This window comes from Vogesella indigofera, from assembly GCF_028548395.1.
Taxonomy (GTDB): Bacteria; Pseudomonadota; Gammaproteobacteria; order Burkholderiales; family Chromobacteriaceae; genus Vogesella; species Vogesella indigofera_A.
In genome coordinates this window covers 350,807-368,291 of sequence record NZ_JAQQLA010000004.1, presented here as the reverse complement: position 1 = coordinate 368,291, position 17,485 = coordinate 350,807, and the positions used below count along the sequence as shown (strand labels likewise).

Here is a 17,485-nt window from a genome sequence, read left to right as displayed (position 1 = left end):
TTTTATTGCGGCCAACCTTGTGGCAAGGTTGGCCGCATTGTTTTCCGGCGCTGCTCTGGCACAATGGCGGCAATTCAAGGAGATGATCATGCAATTGACGGAATTGCTGGCGGTGCTCGACGCCAAACTGGAGCCGGCCCGGTTCAAGGATTACGCCCCCAACGGTTTGCAGGTGGAGGGACGCAGCGAGGTCAGGAAGATCGTGACCGGCGTTACCGCCTCGCAGGCGCTGATCGACGCCGCCATCGCAGCACAGGCCGATGCCATCGTGGTGCATCACGGCTATTTCTGGAAAAACGAGGCGGCGCCGATTGTCGGCATCAAGCGCCAGCGCATCGCCAGCCTGCTGCAGCACGGCATCAGCCTGCTGGCCTACCATCTGCCGCTGGACGCCCATCCCGAGCTGGGCAATAACGCGCAGCTGGCGCGGCAGCTCGGCATTGCCAACCCGCAGCCGACCACAGCAGAGCCCTTGCTATGGCAGGGAGACTGGGGGCAGGGCACTGCGGCGGATTTTGCCGCGCAGCTGGCCAGCCGCCTGGGGCGCACGCCGTTGCTGCTGGGCAACGCGCAGCGCCGTGCCCGCCACATCGCGTGGTGTACCGGCGGTGCGCAAGGCTATTTCGAACAGGCGATCGCGCAGGGGGTAGATGTGTTCATTTCCGGTGAGGTTTCCGAGCAGAACCTGCACCTGGCCGAAGAGACCGGTGTCGTATTTCTTGCGGCAGGTCATCATGCGACCGAGCGTTATGGTGTAAAAGCACTGGGTGAGTGGCTGGCTACGCAACATGCATTAAATGTTCAGTTTATCGATCTGTACAACCCGGTTTAATGTGATGTCCATGACGTCAATCAGGTGATTTGTCGTCTATGCGCTTCAAGTTCCATCCGGTAATCAGGTAGAATTACGAGGTTTTAAGTTTAGAGCTCGGTTTCCACGTTTGAGGATGACTGTAATGAGTGAACAACACGTTGACACGGGGCGCCGTCGCTTTCTGACGGTGGCCACCAGCGCGGTTGGTGGTGTGGCGGCAGCCGGGGTGGCTGTGCCGTTTTTGATGAGCTTTGCACCTTCTGAGCGTGCCAAGGCTGCTGGTGCGCCGGTCGAGGTCGATATCAGCAAGCTGGAGCCGGGCCAGAAGATCAACGTCGAATGGCGCGGCAAGCCGGTGTGGGTGCTGTCCCGTACCCCGGAGCAGCTGAAGAATCTGGCGACCATCGAAGGCGAGCTGCTGGATCCGAAATCGGAATCGCCGGAACAACCGGCATATTGCAAGAACGCGACCCGCTCCATCAAGCCGGAGATTCTGGTCGCGGTAGGTATTTGTACGCACCTGGGCTGTTCGCCAACCCACCGTCCGGATATCGCGCCTGCCGATCTGGGTCCGAAATGGGTCGGTGGTTTCTACTGTCCTTGCCACGGCTCCAAGTTCGACTTGGCCGCCCGTGTCTACAACGGTGTGCCGGCGCCGAAGAATATGGAAGTCCCGCCGCACAAATACATGTCCGATACCCGTCTGCTGATTGGCGACGACAAATAAGCGAGGGGAGAACACATGAGCAAAGGACAACAAGTGCTTAACTGGATTGATGATCGCTTCCCGCTGTCGTCGATGCTGAAAGAGCATGTTACCGAATACTACGCGCCGAAAAACTTCAACTTCTGGTACTTCTTCGGCAGCCTGGCAATGCTGGTGCTGGTGATCCAGATTGTGACCGGCATTTTCCTGACCATGAACTACAAGCCGGACGGCACGCTGAACGGCTCCGGCATCCCGGTGGCGTTTGCTTCCGTCGAGTACATCATGCGCGACGTGGCCGGCGGCTGGGTCATCCGTTACATGCACTCCACCGGCGCCTCCATGTTCTTCGTGGTGGTGTACCTGCACATGTTCCGCGGCCTGATCTACGGTTCCTACAAGCAGCCACGCGAACTGGTGTGGGTGTTCGGTACCCTGATCTTCCTGTGCCTGATGGCGGAAGCCTTCATGGGCTACCTGCTGCCGTGGGGCCAGATGTCGTTCTGGGGCGCGCAGGTGATCGTCAACCTGTTTGCCTCGATCCCGGTGATCGGCCCAGACCTGTCGGTATTCATCCGTGGTGACTTCGTGGTTGGCGACGCAACGCTGAACCGCTTCTTCGCACTGCACGTGATCGCGGTACCGCTGATCCTGCTGGCGCTGGTGGTGGCCCACCTGATCGCGCTGCACGAAGTCGGCTCCAACAACCCGGACGGCGTCGAGATCAAGAAGCTGAAGGACGACAAGGGCATTCCGCTGGACGGCATTCCTTTCCATCCTTACTACACCGTGAAAGACGTATTGGGTGTGGCGGTGTTCCTGATCGTGTTCTCCGCAATCGTGTTCTTCGCACCGGAGATGGGCGGCTACTTCCTGGAGCATCCTAACTTCGACCAGGCCGACCCGCTGAAGACCCCGGCACACATTGCGCCGGTATGGTACTTCACCCCGTTCTACGCCATTCTGCGTGCGGTACCGTCGTTTGCCGGTACCCAGGTATGGGGCGTATTGGCGATGGGTGCGGCCGTGGTGCTGATTGCCTTCCTGCCGTGGCTGGACAAGTCGCCGGTGAAGTCGATCCGCTATCGCGGCTCCAAGTTCAAGACCATGCTGGTACTGTTCATCATCAGCTTCATCGGTCTTGGCATCCTGGGTGCGCTGCCGTCGACCAACGTGCGGACCCTCGTGGCCCAGATCTTCTCTGTGGTGTACTTCGCATTCTTCTTGGCCATGCCGTTCTACACCAAGAATGATGTGGGTTCGACTCCGGTTCCGACTCGCGTCACCATGAGCACGCCTGCCCGTCAGGTACGCTTCGCAGTTCTGGTGGTCGTGACGCTGGTGGCCGCAACCCTGTTTGCGCAATTCATCTGATAGAGGGGGCACTATGAACAAGACTATTCGTCAACTGATCGCCGCTGTCGCCCTCGTTGTTCCTGCTGCCGGCGCATTTGCGTCCGCGGCCGGTCCGGCGCTGGAGAAAGCGCCGATCAACGTCCAGGACACCGAAAGCCTGCAGCGCGGTGCGCAGATTTTCGTCAACAACTGCCTGTCCTGCCACTCGGCCAGCGCCATGCGCTACAACCGTCTGACCGAAATTGGCCTGACCGAAGACCAGATCAAGGGCAACCTGATGCTGGCGACGGACAAGATCGGCGAACAGATGAACGTGGCGATGGACAAGAAGGATGCCAAGGTATGGTTCGGTGCGGTACCGCCGGACCTGTCGGTGATCGCGCGTTCGCGTGGTGCCGATTACCTGTACGGCTATCTGCGCGGTTTCTACCGCGACGAAACCCGTCCGACCGGCTGGAACAACCTGGTATTCGACAAGGTGGGCATGCCGCACATCCTGTGGAACTGGCAGGGTGAGCAGGTGCTGGAAACCGTGAAGAATGCAGAAGGCCACGAAGAGCACCAGCTGAAGCTGATCAAGGCCGGCACGCTGACCAAGCTGGAAAACGGCAAGGCCAACACCGCCGAGTTTGACAAGCGCATGGCTGACCTGACCAACTTCATGGTGTACATGGCCGAGCCGATGCAGGTCAAGCGTCAGCAAATCGGTTACATGGTGCTGCTGTTCCTGTCCTTGCTGCTGTTGCCGCTGGCCTACTTCCTGAAGAAGGAATACTGGAAAGACGTGCACTAAGCGGGTTTTGACAGAAAAAAGGCGATGCTGCGGCATCGCCTTTTTTGTTTGCAATCAATGGTTTATGAAACTTTTCTGGTAATTGTCAAGTCAAAAGTGCTAAAATTGCCTGTTATTTCATCAACTTGCCCGCTTTAAGGAATCCAATCCGCCATGATGACCCTCTACTCCGGTACTACCTGCCCTTTCAGCCAGCGCTGCCGCATCGTGTTGTTCGAGAAAGGCATGGACTTCGAGATCATCGACGTGGATATTCACAACAAGCCGGAAGACCTGGCTGTGATGAACCCGTACAACGAAGTACCGGTGCTGGTCGAACGTGACCTGATCCTGCATGAATCCAACATCATCAACGAGTACATCGACGAGCGCTTCCCGCACCCGCAGCTGATGCCGGCCGATCCGGTGATGCGTGCCCGCGCGCGCCTGTTCCTGTTCCGTTTCGAGCAGGAGCTGTTCGTACACGTCAAGGCGCTGGAAAGCGGTGCCAGTGGCAAGGAAGCCACCAAGGCCCGTGAAGGCATTCGCGACGGTCTGGTGACCATCGCCCCGATTTTCGCCAAGCAGAAGTTCATGCTCGGCGAAGAGTTCTCGATGATCGACGTGGCGATTGCGCCGCTGATGTGGCGCCTGGAGCACTACGGCATCGACCTGGGCAAGAGCGCGGCGCCGATCCTGAAGTACGCCGAGCGCCTGTTCCAGCGCCAGTCGTTCATCGATTCGCTGACCCCGGCTGAAAAAGCCATGCGCAAGTAAGGGACCGCCGTGTCGACCAGTACCAAGCCCTACCTGATCCGCGCACTACACCAGTGGTGCACCGACAACGAGCAGACACCGTACCTGGTGGTGCATGTCGATGGCAGTGTCACGGTGCCGCTGGAGTTCGTGAAGGACAACGAGATCGTGCTCAACATCGGCTACAACGCCACCAAGAACCTGCAGATCGACAATGACTGGTTGTCGTTCTCGGCGCGTTTTGGCGGGGTCAGCCGTGACATCTGGGTGCCGATCGGCAATGTGCTGTCCATCTTCTCGCGCGAAACCGGCGAGGGCATGGGCTTCGAGCTGGAGCCGGTCACCGGCGAGCGGCCGCAGCCGACGGCAGAGCCGGAGTCGGCCGCGACCGACACACCGGCCAGCGGCAAGGACAAACCGTCGCGTTCGCACCTGCGTATCGTCAAGTAAGTCACACGACTGCCGCTCCCACTAAAAAAACCGCCCGCTGTTGGGCGGGTTTTTTTTGTGGCACAAGTGGCAAGGTTGGCCGCAGGCAGTCCGGGAGCTTGGGCGCAGGGTAGGGGCGGTTGCCAGCGGTACTGTCTCTGCGTGTGCCCGTCAGGTGAGTGTCGCCGCCGTGGCGGCAAGAAAAAACCGCCCGACAGGCGGGCGGTTGTGATTGCGGCCAACGTTGGCCGCAGGTGGTCGGCAGGCTTACTCGATACGTTCGCCGTGCAGCGCAACGTCCAGGCCTTCGCGTTCTTCTTCTTCGCTGACACGCAGCCCCATCACCGCATCGATGATCTTCAGCAGCACGAAGGTGACGATGGCGCAGTAGACGGCGGTCGCCAGCGCGCCTACGGTCTGGGTCATCACGCTGCCTTCCACGCCGCCGATTTCCTTCACCGCAAACACTCCGGTGAGGATGGCGCCGATCAGGCCGCCGACACCGTGCACACCGAAGGCATCCAGCGAATCGTCATACTTCAGCATGTGCTTCAGCGAGGTGGCGCTCCAGTAGCAAACCAGACCGGAAATCAGGCCGATGGCCAGTGCGCCTTTGGCATCGACAAAACCGGCGGCCGGGGTGATGGCCACCAGGCCGGCGACGGCACCGGAGACGATGCCCAGTACCGACGGCTTGCCCTTGGCGATCCATTCCGCCGCCATCCAGGCCAGTGCCGCCATGCCGGTGGCAACCTGGGTAGCGACCATCGCCATCGCGGCACGACCGTCAGCCGCGACCGCCGAGCCGGCGTTGAAACCGAACCAGCCTACCCACAGCATCGAGGCGCCGACCATGGTCAGCACCAGGTTGTGCGGCGCCATCGCTTCGCGGCCGTAACCGACCCGCTTGCCCAGGACCAGTGCCGCCACCAGACCGGCAATACCGGCGTTGATGTGCACGACGGTGCCGCCGGCGAAGTCGAGTACTCCATGGTCAAACATCCAGCCGCCCGGTGCCCACACCCAGTGTGCGACCGGGACGTACACGACCAGCGACCACAGTGCCATGAACACCATCATCGACGAAAACTTCATGCGTTCGGCGAAGGCACCGGCGATCAGCGCCGGGGTGATGATGGCAAATGTCATCTGGAACATCATGAACACGCCTTCCGGAATGGAGGCCGCCAGTGGGTGTACCGTCAGCTTGGCTTCGTCCTTCAGGTAGAGCATGCCGTCGAGGAAGATGCGGTCAAAGCCGCCGATGTACGGGTTGCCCGGCATGAACGCCAGGCTGTAACCGATTACCGCCCACAGCACGGTGATCATGGCGCAGATGGCAAAACTTTGCATCAGCGTGGACAGTACGTTTTTCTTGCGCACCATGCCGGCGTAGAACAGGGCCAGGCCGGGAATGGTCATGAACAGCACCAGCGCGGTGGAGGTCAGCATCCAGGCGGTGTCGCCGCTGCTGATGGTGCTGGTGGCGACCAGCTGCGGCAGGTTGGCAAAGCTGGGTGCCGCGAATAGTGCCGACAGTAGCGCCGAGGCGCTGATGGACAGTTTCTTCATTATGTTTCCCCTTGCATCAAGCTTCAGACAGCATCGGCGCCGGTTTCGCCGGTGCGGATACGAACGACTTGCTCCAGATCCATCACGAAAATCTTGCCGTCACCGATCTTGCCGGTGCGGGCGGCGCTCTCGATGGCCTCGACCACCTGATCCAGCAATTCGTTGGCGATGGCAATTTCCAGTTTGACCTTGGGCAGGAAGTCGACCACATATTCCGCGCCACGATACAGCTCGGTATGCCCCTTCTGGCGACCGAAGCCTTTGACTTCGGTCACGGTAATGCCTTGAACACCGATGGCAGAAAGCGCCTCCCGGACTTCGTCAAGCTTGAACGGCTTGATAATTGCGCTGACCAGTTTCATGTTTGACTCCTTGATGCGAGGTTGTGCGTAAAAAGACGATTCGGCCAATGCATGAACTGTGCCAGCAATGTATTTCCTTTATTTATCAGCAGCATAGTTTGTGATTTCCTTTTTGGTGCATCATTTTTCGTGCCATGCACTGCAATCCGGCCGCCACATGCCTCAGTGTGGTGCGTGCGTGTTTCTGCAGTGGTGAACGCTTTTTGCTAAACTCAAATTCAATCCACCATGACAAAGTCAAGGAGCTGCCATGCTTAGCCAGAAACTATTCGATGAAATCAGCAACAAGATCAGCGAGACCATCGCCGCCAGTCCTGCCAAGGACATCGAGAAAAACATCAAGGCGATGATGGGCGCCACCTTCGCGCGCATGGATCTGGTGACGCGCGAGGAGTTTGACGTGCAGCAGGAAGTGCTGGCCCGCACCCGCGAGCAGCTGACACAGCTGGAAGCGCGCCTGCAGGCGCTGGAAGCCGCTGCCGTGGTTGAGACCGGCGCTCCTGCGGCTGACGCCCCCGCGGCAGACATCGAAGCACAATAACCCCATGACGCTGGCCGTTTGCTTCAGTCGTGCCCTGTCCGGCTTGTGTGCGCCGCAAGTCAGCGTCGAGGTGCACCTGTCAAACGGCTTACCGTCGTTCACGCTGGTCGGCCTGCCGGATACCGAGGTCAAGGAAAGCCGTGAGCGGGTGCGTGCCGCACTGCTACAGTCTGGCTTTGATTTCCCGGCACGGCGCATTACCGTCAATCTGGCGCCGGACGATCTGCCGAAGGAGTCCGGGCGTTTCGATTTGCCGCTGGCGATCGCCTTGCTGGCCGCTGCCGGGCAATTGCCGGCAGAACAGCTGTCCGGTTATGAACTGGCGGGCGAGCTGGGGTTGGGTGGCGAGTTGCGTCCGGTGCGCGGCGCATTGGCGATGGTCAATGCCGCGCGCGACAGCGGCCGCGCCTTCATCCTGCCGCGTGCCAGTGCCAACGAGGCAGCGCTGGTACACGGCGTCAGCATCTTTGCCGCCGATACGCTGGCCGAGGTGTGCGCGCATCTGGCCGGCATCGCCCGTTTGCCGGAGGTGTCGGCAACGCTGATGCCGCCAGCGGAACAAGCTTATCCCGATCTGTCCGAAGTTCGTGGCCAGGGCGCCGCCAAGCTGGCGCTGGAGCTGGCCGCCGCCGGTGGCCACAGCCTGCTGATGCAGGGGCCACCGGGCACCGGCAAGTCAATGTTGGCCGCACGCCTGCCCGGCATCCTGCCGCCGATGACGCTGGACGAGGCGCTGGAGAGCGCAGCGGTGCAGTCGCTGGGCAGCCAGGGCTTTGCCCTGTCCCGCTGGCGGATCCGTCCCTACCGCTCGCCGCACCACACCGCTTCCGCGGTGGCACTGGTTGGCGGCGGTTCCGAGCCGCGTCCCGGCGAGATCAGCCTTGCGCATCGCGGCGTACTGTTTCTGGATGAGCTGCCGGAATACGATCGCAAAGTATTGGAAGTGCTACGGGAACCGTTGGAGAGCGGCGAGATCCATATCTCCAGAGCCGCGCGGCAGGTAACCTATCCCGCGCGTTTCCAGTTGCTGGCGGCAATGAATCCCTGCCCGTGCGGCTATCTGGGGCATCCGCGCAAACCGTGTCGCTGTACGCCCGAGCAGGTCAGCCGATATCGCGCTAAAATATCGGGTCCGCTGCTGGACCGCTTTGACCTGATGGTGGAGGTCGGTGGTTTGTCGCTTGACGAGCTGCAGGCCTTGCCCAGCGGTGAGGGCAGCCAGGCGGTACGCGAGCGGGTGGGCACGGCGCGCGGGCGGCAGCTGCAACGGCAGGGCAAGATCAATGCCGAGTTGAATTCGGCAGAACTGGCCGAGGTCTGCCCGTTGCCGGCGGCGGAAAGCGCATTACTAAACCAGATGCTGGACAAGCTGGACTTGTCGGCGCGTGCCTATTTCCGGGTGCTGCGAATTGCGCGCACGCTGGCGGATCTTGGCGGGCACGCCTATCCGCTACGGTCGCATCTGTTGCAGGCAGTACAATTCAGGCGAGGGTTGGCCAGCTTTGGCAGTCGTTGAATCCCCGTGTTGTTGGCAATACCCTCCATTTAGTGAGTTTCATGAGTAATCGAGATTTGAAGCAGGTGCGTAGTTCTTCCCGCAAACCGTCCGGCAACAGCAAGGGTGGTGGCGGCATGATGGCCGGCGTGCTGGTTGGCCTGATCGTCGGCGTCGGCGTGGCGATCGGCGTGGCGTTTTACATGAACAAGGCCAGCGTGCCGTACAGCAATCTGGAGCGCTTGCAGGCCACGCATTCCCCCGCATCGGCACCGGCTGCCGAGGTGCTGGCGCCGGGGGCGAAACTGAATACCGCCGAGCCGGCTCCGGTTGTGGCGACCCCGAAAGCGGCGGCATCGCAAAGTGCCGCCGTGGCACCGCAGGACGACGAGCAACGCTTTGATTTTTACAAGATCCTGCCGGGACAGCTGGAAGCGGTGCCGGTCGATCCGGCACAGGGAACTGATGCCAAGGCCGAGCGTCCGACAGCAACACCGGCCAAGCTCTATCTGCAGGCCGGTGCGTTCAATAACGAAAGCGATGCCGACAATATGAAGGCCAAGCTGGCGTTGATGGGGGTGGAGGCCAACATCCTGTCCAGCAATGTGCCGGAAAAAGGCCTGATTCACCGGGTGCGGATCGGCCCGTTCGAACGTGCTGCCGATGTCGACGCCTTGCGTCAGCGCCTGCGGCAGGACGGTATTGATGTCGTGGTGGTGAAGTTGTCAGCCAAACAATAATCTAGTGGATTTCATGATGAAAAAATGGGTATTAGCTGCATTATTCCTGTCGTCGTCGCTGGCGCATGCCGCACTGGTCGAAGGCCGTGACTACACCGTGCTGGCCAAGCCGCAGCCAACCGTTGCTGCCGGCAAGGTGGAGGTGATCGAGTTCTTCTCTTACGCCTGCATTCACTGCTACAACCTCGATCCGTCACTGGAAGCGTGGCGCAAGCAGCTGCCGGCCAACGTGCAGTTCCGCCGCGAGCAGATCGTGTGGAACAAGCCGATGGAAGGGCTGGCACGCCTGTTTGCTACCTTTAATGCCACCAAGACACTGGAAAAACTGCACCAGCCGGCTTTTGACGCGGTGCTGAAGAAGGACATCAATCTGGCGGACGAGGCCAAGCTGCGCCAGTGGCTGCCAAGCCAGGGCGTCAATGCCGCCAGCTTTATGCAGACCTACAAGTCGTTTGGCGTGAATGCGCAGGTGGCCCGTGCCAGCAAGATGACCCGCGATTATGCGGTGCAGGGCACGCCGGCGATCGTGGTCGGTGGCAAGTACATGGCGCAGCCGGCGGAACCGGCACGCCTGCTGCAGGTGGTCAACGAACTGGTGGCCAAGGTGGCGAGCGGCAAATAAGCGCCGCATGCGGGCAACACAAGGGTCGTCTGTGGACGGCCCTTTTATATTGAAGTGAAAGATCGGGGGCGTGGTGGACTGGTTGTTTTTGGCGAAAGCATTGTTGTTGGGGGTGGTGGAGGGCTTGACCGAGTTTCTGCCGGTATCCAGTACCGGCCACCTGATCGTGGTCGGCGACCTGATCGGCTTCTTTAACGAGGGCAAGGTATTTGAAGTGGCGATCCAGCTGGGGGCGATCCTGGCGGTGCTGTTTGAATACCGGCAGCGTTTTGTCAGTGTCGCGACCGGTTTGCGTTCCGATCCCAAGGCGCAACGCTTCGTGCTGAATCTGCTGGTGGCGTTCCTGCCGGCGGCGGTGATGGGGCTGCTGTTCATCAAGCAGATCAAGTACTACTTCTTCAACCCGGTCAGCGTCGCCACGGCACTGATCGTTGGCGGGCTGCTGATCCTGTACGCCGAGCGGCGTACCCACACCGTGCGGGTGCACCAGGTGGATGACATCGGCTGGCGCGATGCGTTGAAGGTCGGCTGTGCCCAGGTGCTGGCGATGATTCCGGGCACCTCGCGCTCTGGTGCCACCATCATCGGCGGTATGTTCTTCGGTCTGGATCGCAAGGTTGCCGCCGAGTTCTCCTTCTTTCTGGCGGTGCCGACCATGTTTGCCGCCACTTTCTACGACTTGTACAAGCATCGCGACGTGTTGTCGCTGAGCGATGCACCGATGTTCGTGGTCGGCTTTGTGGCCGCCTTTGTCAGCGCCTTGCTGGCGGTACGCACCCTGGTGCGCTTCATCGCCACACATACCTACGAAGTCTTTGCCTGGTACCGTATCGTGTTCGGTGTCGTCATTCTGATGACCTGGTACTGGGGCTGGGTGAGCTGGAGCGTTTAATGCTTGACGGCGGGGTCCAGGCAGGGTACTATCTCTTTCTCAGTCGCGGGATGGAGCAGTCTGGTAGCTCGTCGGGCTCATAACCCGAAGGTCGTAGGTTCAAATCCTGCTCCCGCAACCAAGGATTTTAAAAGCCGTCAATCAGTCAGATTGACGGCTTTTTGTCGTGCACGTTTTTTGTGCAGGCCGCTGGCCATAATGGTGCGACCATGAAAAAAGCCACCCGACGGGTGGCTTTGTGCTTGCAAGGTTGGCCGCAACTCAGATGCGGCGGGCCAGCTCTTCCGCCTTGCCGACGTAACCGGCCGGGGTCAGTTCCAGCAGGCGGACTTTTTCCGACTCCGGAATTTCCAGGCCCTTGATGAAGGCGGACAGGGTGTCGCGGGTGATGCCGTCCTTGCCGCGGGTCAGCTCTTTCAGCTGCTCGTACGGGTTCGGCACGCCGTAGCGGCGCATCACGGTCTGGATCGGCTCGGCCAGCAGCTCCCAGGTGGCGTCCAGGTCGGAAGCCAGCATCGCCGGGTTGATTTCCAGCTTGTTGAGACCCTTCATCAGCGCCTTGAAGCCCAGCAGGGTGTAGCCGAAGCCGACGCCCATATTGCGCAGCACGGTGGAGTCGGTCAGGTCACGCTGCCAGCGCGACAGTGGCAGCTTCTCCGCCAGGTGGCCCAGCACGGCGTTGGCGAGACCGAAGTTACCTTCCGAGTTTTCGAAGTCGATCGGGTTGACCTTGTGCGGCATGGTCGAGCTGCCGACTTCGTCCTTCTTCACCTTCTGCTTGAAGTAACCCAGCGAGATGTAGCCCCAGATGTCGCGATCCAGATCGATCAGGATGGTGTTGATGCGCGACAGTTGCTGGTACAGCTCGGCCATGTAGTCGTGCGGCTCGATCTGGATGGTGTACGGGTTGAAGGTCAGACCCAGGCCGGTGACGAAGCGGCCGGCCAGGCTTTCCCAGTCCACGTCCGGGTAGGCAACGATGTGGGCGTTGTAGTTGCCGACCGCACCGTTGATCTTGCCCAGCAGTTCCTGCTTCACCAGCTGTTCGCGCTGGCGCTTGAGGCGGTACACCACGTTGGCCAGTTCCTTGCCCATGGTGGACGGGGTGGCTGGCTGGCCGTGGGTGCGGCTCATCATCGGGATGGCGGCCTGGTCGTGTGCCAGCTGCGACAGCTTGGCGATCACTTCGTCCACTGCCGGCAGCATCACGGTGTTGCGGGCCGTCTTCAGCATCAGCGCGTGCGACAGGTTGTTGATGTCTTCCGAGGTGCAGGCGAAGTGGATGAATTCGCTGGCGGCCATCACTTCCGGGTTGCCGGACAGGCGCTCTTTCAGCCAGTACTCGATCGCCTTCACGTCGTGGTTGGTGCGGGCTTCGATCGCCTTCACTTCTTCGCCGTGCTGGATCGAGAAGTTGTCGATGACGTCGTCGATTTCACGGATGGTGGCGGCGGAGAACGGCTTTACCTCCTCGATGCCCGGTTCGGCTGCCAGCATTTTCAGCCATTCCAGTTCGACCTTGATGCGCGCTTTCATCAGGCCAAATTCGGAGAAAATGGCGCGCAGTGGCTCTGCCTGGCCGGAGTAGCGGCCGTCGAGCGGGGAGAGGGCGGTCAGCGTTGTCAGATTCATCACTCAGTGCTTCCAGGTTGCTGGCCAGCAGGGCTGGCCGGTTGCTTCAAAAAGAAATGGGGTGCCAGGTTGGCCGCAATCAGGCGGCCAGGCGGCGCGCAATGCCGGCGGCCAGCTTGTCGGCGGCGGGCGGGCAAAAGCGGAAAAACAGTTCCGGTTCGATCATTTCCAGCTCCATGATCGCCAGTTGGCCGTCGTTGTCGCGGATCAGGTCGACGCGGGCGTACAGCACGTCGAACGGCACCGCCGCGACCGCGGCCTCGGCGAACAGGATCTCGTCGGCCGACGGCTCGAAGCGGTGCACGCTGCCACCGTGGTCGTCCTGGACGCGGAAATCGCCGGCCTTGGCGGTCTTGCGGATGGCATGGGTGTACTGGCCGTCGATCACCATCAGCGACAGCTCGCCCTGTTCCAGGATGTTGCGCTGGAACGGCTGCAGCATCAGCGCCTCCTGTTCCACCAGCTCGCCAAAGGTGCACTCGTGCTGTTCGCTATCGAGGGCGTGGAAGCGATAGGTGTGACGGGCGGCGCCGGAGACGGTGGGTTTCAGGATGACTTCTTCCCAGCCGCTCTCGGCGACGATATGCGCCAGCGAGCGCGGATCGCCGCGCTCGATGAACAGGGTTGGCACGATGTTGACGTCTCGTTCGGCCAGTACGCCGAGGTAGTGCTTGTCGATGTTCCAGTGGATCAGGCCGGCCTCGTTGAACAGGCGGGTGCTGCGGTTGACCTGGGCCAGCCACGGTGCGAATTCGGCAAAGCGGTGGAAGTAGTCCCAGGTGCTGCGGAACACGGCGGCGCGGCATTGTGTCCAGTCGTAGGCCGGATCGGCCCAGTCCTTGCGGCCAACCTTGAGTCCCTGCTGTTCCAGGGCGGCCAGCACCAGATTGTCCTCGGTGTGTACCTGCTGGCTGTACCAGTCGGCAGCATCCAGTGACAGCAGTTTGTGGTCGGTCAGCACGACAACGTCGTAATGCATATGCGGTACTCTATCCGTGTACAACGTGAAAAACGGGGCCGGCCGTCGCCGGTGCCCGTTGCCTTACATGCCAGGCATCATGCCTTTCATGCCCTTCATCAGTTTCATCATGCCGCCCTTGGACGAGAACTGCTTCATCATCTTCTGGGTCTGCTCGAACTGTTTCAGCAGGCGGTTGACTTCCTGCACGCTGACGCCGGAGCCGGTGGCGATGCGGCGCTTGCGGCTGGCTTTCAGCAATTCCGGCTTGCGGCGCTCTTCCATGGTCATCGCGTTGATGATGCCCTCGATGCGGCGCATGGATTTTTCGGCCTCGGCACCCTGTACACCCTTGGCTAGCTGGCCGATCTCGCCCGGCATCTTTTCCAGCAGGCTGGTCATGCCGCCCATCTTCTTCATCTGCTGCATCTGCGCCTTGAAGTCCTCGAGGTCGAAACCCTTGCCGGACTTCAGCTTCTTGGCCATCGCTTGCGCTTCTTTTTCGTCGATGCCCTTCTGCACATCTTCGATCAGCGACAGTACGTCACCCATGCCCAGGATGCGGCTGGCGAGACGGTCGGGGTGGAACGGCTCGAGGCCGGTCAGTTTTTCGCCGACACCGATGAACTTGATCGGCTTGCCGGTGATGTGGCGTACCGACAGCGCGGCACCGCCACGCGAGTCACCGTCCATCTTGGTCAGGATCACGCCGGTCAGCGGCAGGGTCTCGTTGAAGGCCTTGGCGGTGTTGACTGCATCCTGGCCCTGCATCGCGTCGACCACGAACAGGGTTTCGATCGGCTTGAGGAAGGCGTGCAGCGCCTTGATCTCGGCCATCATCGCTTCGTCGATGGCGAGACGGCCGGCGGTATCGACCATCAGCACGTCAAACAGGTGACGCTTGGCGTGATCCAGTGCCGCGGCGGCGATGTCCAGCGGCTTCTGATCCGGAGACGACGGGAAGAACTCGACGTCGACCTGTTCGGCCAGCGTTTTCAGCTGTTCGATTGCGGCCGGACGGTACACGTCGGCGGAAACCACCAGAATCTTCTTCTTCTGGGTCTCCTTCAGCAGCTTGGACAGCTTGCCGACGGTGGTGGTCTTGCCGGCGCCCTGCAGGCCGGCCATCAGCACGATCGCCGGCGGCACGGCGGCCAGGTTCAGCGCGTCGTTCTTGTCCCCCATCAGTCGCACCAGCTCGTCGTTGACGATGCCGATCAGTGCCTGGCCCGGGGTCAGGCTGCCCATCACTTCCTGGCCCAGTGCGCGTTCCTTGACCTGCGCGATGAAAGTCTTGACGACCGGGAGCGCGACGTCGGCCTCCAGCAAGGCCAGCCGCACTTCGCGCAGGGCGTCCTGGATATTGGTTTCGCTGATGCGCGCCTGGCCACGAATGGTTTTCAGCGCACTGGTAAGTCTGGAAGTAAGGTTGTCGAGCATGCGGTGTCCTTCTGTCTGCCAAGCAAGGGCTGCTTTGGTGTAGACTCTTTAATCATTTATTTTACCACGAGCCGCCCCCGGTTCGCAGACCTGCCACACCTCCATGAGCGGATTACTTTTCATCTTGGTCACTTTGTTGACTTTTGGTTACCTGGGCCTGGCGGTTCACTACCTTGGCCACTGGCGCGGGCGTGTGCTGTGGCCGCGCCAGAGCGGTATCGAGCACTCCTTGCTGGGGGCGCTGCTGCTGCTGCACGCCATCGTGCTGACGCTGCCGGTTTTCCATAGCGGCACGGTGAGCCTGGGGCTGGGTACCGCGCTGTCGCTGCTGTCGTGGATGATGTTGCTGATTTTCTGGACCGGCAGTTATTTCTCGCGCATGGAGGGGCTGCAGACCTTTCTGGTGCCGGTTGCGTTCGTCGCGGTGCTGCTGGCGGAAATCCTGCCGCTGCCGCGCAATACCTATGCCGTGAACGATGTCGCTTTTCTGCTGCATATGGTGGTGTCGCTGCTGGCCTACAGCCTGTTTGCCATCGGGGCGCTGATCGCGATCCTGATGCTGATGCAGGAGCGGGCGTTGCACGAGCGCAAGCCGGGCCGCCTGTCCGGTAAGCTGCCGCCGTTAATGGTGATGGAAAACTTGATGTTCCAGACACTGGGCACCGGTTTCCTGCTGCTGACCGCCAGTCTGGCCAGCGGCGTGCTCTTTTCCGAAGAGGTGTTCGGCAAGCCGGCGGTATTCAGTCACAAGACCGTGTTTGCGGTGACGTCCTGGCTGGTGTTCGGTGCCTTGCTGGTTGGCCGCAAGTATCGCGGCTGGCGTGGCAGGATGGCGATACGCTGGACGCTGGGCGGTTTTGCGCTGTTGTTGTTGGCGTACATCGGAACCAAGGCTGTAATGCAATTTGTCTTGCACTGATGTTTATTTATTTGGGATATTTGTTGCGCGGTCATTAAAAACCATGGGAGCCAAATGATGAAACTGTTCTTCGCTGCATTGCTGTCCCTGCTGTTCTCTGTGGCGGCGCTCGCTGCCGTCAATGCCAACACCGCCAGCCAGCAGGAGCTGGAGTCGCTGAACGGCATCGGTCCGGTCAAGGCCAAGGCGATCATCGACTATCGCACCAAGAATGGCCCGTTCAAGAGCTATGCCGATCTGGAAAACGTACCGGGCATCGGTGCCAAGACTCTGGAAAAGCTGAAGGCGGATCTGCAGGTCGGTGGTGGCGCAGCCAAGGCGGCGACCAAGACACCGGCCACCAAGGCACCGGCAGCCAAACCTGCTACTGCCGCCAAGCCGACCGTGGTGCCGGCCCCGGCTCCGGCGAAAAAGCCATAAGCTGAGCACCCGCCTGTCCCAACAAAAAACCTGCACCGTGGTGCAGGTTTTTTTTACGGCCGTACGGCGCGCTTAGCCGTCGGACAACACCTTGATATGCGCCGCGGCACTGCGGCCCAGTGCCGACAGGTCATAGCCGCCCTCCAGCACCGACACGATACGTCCTTCGCAATGGGTGGCTGCCAGTTGCAGCAGCTTGCGCGTCACCCACTCGTAGTCGGCCTCGGTCAGCGCCAGCGAGGCCATGTCGTCTTCGCGGTGGGCGTCAAAGCCGGCCGAGATGAAGATCATTTCCGGCTTGAATTCTTCCAGTTGCGGCAGCCACAGATACTCGACCGCCTCGCGGAATTCGCGGCTGCCGCTACCGGCCTTCAGCGGCACATGGTGCATGTTCGCCCCCAGTGGTTGGTCGCCGCTGTAGGGGAAGAACGGATGCTGAAAAATCGACACCATCATCACCCGCGGGTCATCGCGGAAGATTTCCTCGGTGCCATTGCCGTGGTGGACATCGAAATCGACGACGGCAATGCGCTGCAACTTGTAGCTGGACAGTGCATGGGCAATGCCGACCGCGATATTGTTGAAAAAGCAGAAGCCCATCGAGCGGGCGCTTTCGGCGTGGTGTCCTGGGGGCCGGATCGAGCAGAACGCATTCGGCGCCTCCTTGTTGCACACCATGTCGACCGCCTTCACTACCGCACCGGCGGCGCGCCTGGCGGCCTGCAGGGTGCCGGGGCACATCGCGGTATCCGGGTCGACACGGAAGGTGCCCACCGACGGCGAGCACGCCTCGATGTATTCAACATAATGGGGTGGGTGCACGCGGGCCAGCTGCTGTTCGCTCACCAGTGGCGCCTCCACTTCCTGCAGGCTGTCAAACAGCTGCGCCGCCATCAGCTGGTCCTTGATGGCGACCAGGCGCTCCGGGCATTCCGGATGGCCGCTACCCATATTGTGCTGCAAGCAGTCGGAGTGGCTGATAAAGGCGGTGAGTCCACCGCCGGTCAGGTGCGATTTGAGCCAGGTGAGCACGCGCGTTTCCTTGTTGCGTTGTGGTGG

At 60.9% G+C, this 17,485-nt stretch carries 19 protein-coding genes and 1 tRNA gene; 14 read left to right on the top strand and 6 right to left on the bottom strand.

Going from position 1 to position 17,485, the window contains the following annotated elements; all coding sequences use genetic code 11:
* Nucleotides 1–88: 88 nt before the first annotated feature.
* The 6 genes from PQU89_RS07480 (at nt 89) to PQU89_RS07455 (ending at nt 4,854) form a co-directional block, all read left to right on the top strand.
* A complete protein-coding gene (locus PQU89_RS07480; protein WP_272765277.1) occupies nt 89–832 on the top strand; it encodes a Nif3-like dinuclear metal center hexameric protein in 744 nt (247 codons plus the stop codon).
* Nucleotides 833–956: 124 nt separating this feature from the next.
* Nucleotides 957–1,541, top strand: coding sequence for a ubiquinol-cytochrome c reductase iron-sulfur subunit (petA, locus tag PQU89_RS07475; RefSeq protein ID WP_272758065.1), 585 nt, complete (start codon nt 957–959; stop codon nt 1,539–1,541).
* Between the two features lie 15 nt (nt 1,542–1,556).
* Nucleotides 1,557–2,894, top strand: coding sequence for a cytochrome b (locus PQU89_RS07470; protein ID WP_272765276.1), 1,338 nt, complete (start codon nt 1,557–1,559; stop codon nt 2,892–2,894).
* A 13-nt stretch (nt 2,895–2,907) separates the two neighbouring features.
* The gene (locus PQU89_RS07465; protein ID WP_272765275.1) at nt 2,908–3,669 is read left to right on the top strand and encodes a cytochrome c1; all 762 of its coding nucleotides are present in this window, start codon (nt 2,908–2,910) and stop codon (nt 3,667–3,669) included.
* A gap of 153 nt (nt 3,670–3,822) precedes the next feature.
* Nucleotides 3,823–4,425, top strand: coding sequence for a glutathione S-transferase N-terminal domain-containing protein (locus tag PQU89_RS07460; protein WP_272765274.1), 603 nt, complete (start codon nt 3,823–3,825; stop codon nt 4,423–4,425).
* Nucleotides 4,426–4,434: 9 nt separating this feature from the next.
* A complete protein-coding gene (locus tag PQU89_RS07455; protein ID WP_272765273.1) occupies nt 4,435–4,854 on the top strand; it encodes a ClpXP protease specificity-enhancing factor in 420 nt (139 codons plus the stop codon).
* 246 nt (nt 4,855–5,100) lie between these two features.
* Here the strand turns inward: PQU89_RS07455 and PQU89_RS07450 are convergent, their stop codons facing one another.
* Both PQU89_RS07450 and glnK read right to left on the bottom strand, forming a co-directional pair.
* Nucleotides 5,101–6,405, bottom strand: coding sequence for an ammonium transporter (locus PQU89_RS07450; RefSeq protein ID WP_272765272.1), 1,305 nt, complete (start codon nt 6,403–6,405; stop codon nt 5,101–5,103).
* A gap of 23 nt (nt 6,406–6,428) precedes the next feature.
* Nucleotides 6,429–6,767 (bottom strand): P-II family nitrogen regulator, encoded by a 339-nt coding sequence (gene glnK, locus PQU89_RS07445; protein WP_047966746.1) that lies wholly within the window; start codon nt 6,765–6,767, stop codon nt 6,429–6,431.
* Between the two features lie 250 nt (nt 6,768–7,017).
* Between glnK and PQU89_RS07440 the strand changes: the two genes are divergently transcribed.
* The 6 genes from PQU89_RS07440 (at nt 7,018) to PQU89_RS07415 (ending at nt 11,178) form a co-directional block, all read left to right on the top strand.
* A complete protein-coding gene (locus PQU89_RS07440) occupies nt 7,018–7,308 on the top strand; it encodes an accessory factor UbiK family protein (RefSeq protein WP_272765271.1) in 291 nt (96 codons plus the stop codon).
* Nucleotides 7,309–7,312: 4 nt separating this feature from the next.
* Nucleotides 7,313–8,824: a YifB family Mg chelatase-like AAA ATPase gene (locus tag PQU89_RS07435; protein ID WP_272765270.1), complete on the top strand. Its 1,512-nt coding sequence runs from the start codon at nt 7,313–7,315 to the stop codon at nt 8,822–8,824.
* 41 nt (nt 8,825–8,865) lie between these two features.
* Entirely contained in the window at nt 8,866–9,543 is a 678-nt protein-coding gene (locus PQU89_RS07430; protein ID WP_272765269.1) for an SPOR domain-containing protein, read from the top strand.
* Nucleotides 9,544–9,556: 13 nt separating this feature from the next.
* Entirely contained in the window at nt 9,557–10,165 is a 609-nt protein-coding gene (locus PQU89_RS07425) for a thiol:disulfide interchange protein DsbA/DsbL (RefSeq protein ID WP_272765268.1), read from the top strand.
* A 73-nt stretch (nt 10,166–10,238) separates the two neighbouring features.
* Nucleotides 10,239–11,057 (top strand): undecaprenyl-diphosphate phosphatase, encoded by an 819-nt coding sequence (locus PQU89_RS07420; protein ID WP_272765267.1) that lies wholly within the window; start codon nt 10,239–10,241, stop codon nt 11,055–11,057.
* 44 nt (nt 11,058–11,101) lie between these two features.
* Nucleotides 11,102–11,178 (top strand) — tRNA-Met (locus PQU89_RS07415).
* 140 nt (nt 11,179–11,318) lie between these two features.
* On the opposite strand, the gene purB is transcribed toward PQU89_RS07415, so the two are convergent.
* The 3 genes from purB to ffh all read right to left on the bottom strand — a co-directional run bounded on the left by purB (nt 11,319) and on the right by ffh (nt 15,087).
* Entirely contained in the window at nt 11,319–12,689 is a 1,371-nt protein-coding gene (purB, locus tag PQU89_RS07410) for an adenylosuccinate lyase (protein WP_272765783.1), read from the bottom strand.
* A 79-nt stretch (nt 12,690–12,768) separates the two neighbouring features.
* Nucleotides 12,769–13,668, bottom strand: coding sequence for an ATP-grasp domain-containing protein (locus PQU89_RS07405; RefSeq protein ID WP_272765266.1), 900 nt, complete (start codon nt 13,666–13,668; stop codon nt 12,769–12,771).
* A gap of 63 nt (nt 13,669–13,731) precedes the next feature.
* On the bottom strand, nt 13,732–15,087 hold the full coding sequence (ffh, locus tag PQU89_RS07400) for a signal recognition particle protein (RefSeq protein WP_272765265.1): 1,356 nt from the start codon (nt 15,085–15,087) through the stop codon (nt 13,732–13,734).
* 136 nt (nt 15,088–15,223) lie between these two features.
* On the opposite strand from ffh, the gene PQU89_RS07395 reads away from it, so the two are divergent.
* On the top strand, nt 15,224–16,006 hold the full coding sequence (locus PQU89_RS07395) for a cytochrome C assembly family protein (RefSeq protein ID WP_272765264.1): 783 nt from the start codon (nt 15,224–15,226) through the stop codon (nt 16,004–16,006).
* Nucleotides 16,007–16,060: 54 nt separating this feature from the next.
* On the top strand, nt 16,061–16,426 hold the full coding sequence (locus PQU89_RS07390; protein ID WP_272758077.1) for a ComEA family DNA-binding protein: 366 nt from the start codon (nt 16,061–16,063) through the stop codon (nt 16,424–16,426).
* A gap of 72 nt (nt 16,427–16,498) precedes the next feature.
* On the opposite strand, the gene PQU89_RS07385 is transcribed toward PQU89_RS07390, so the two are convergent.
* Complete coding sequence (locus tag PQU89_RS07385) at nt 16,499–17,458, bottom strand: histone deacetylase family protein (RefSeq protein ID WP_047966788.1); 960 nt, start codon at nt 17,456–17,458, stop codon at nt 16,499–16,501.
* Between the last annotated feature and the right edge of the window lie 27 nt (nt 17,459–17,485).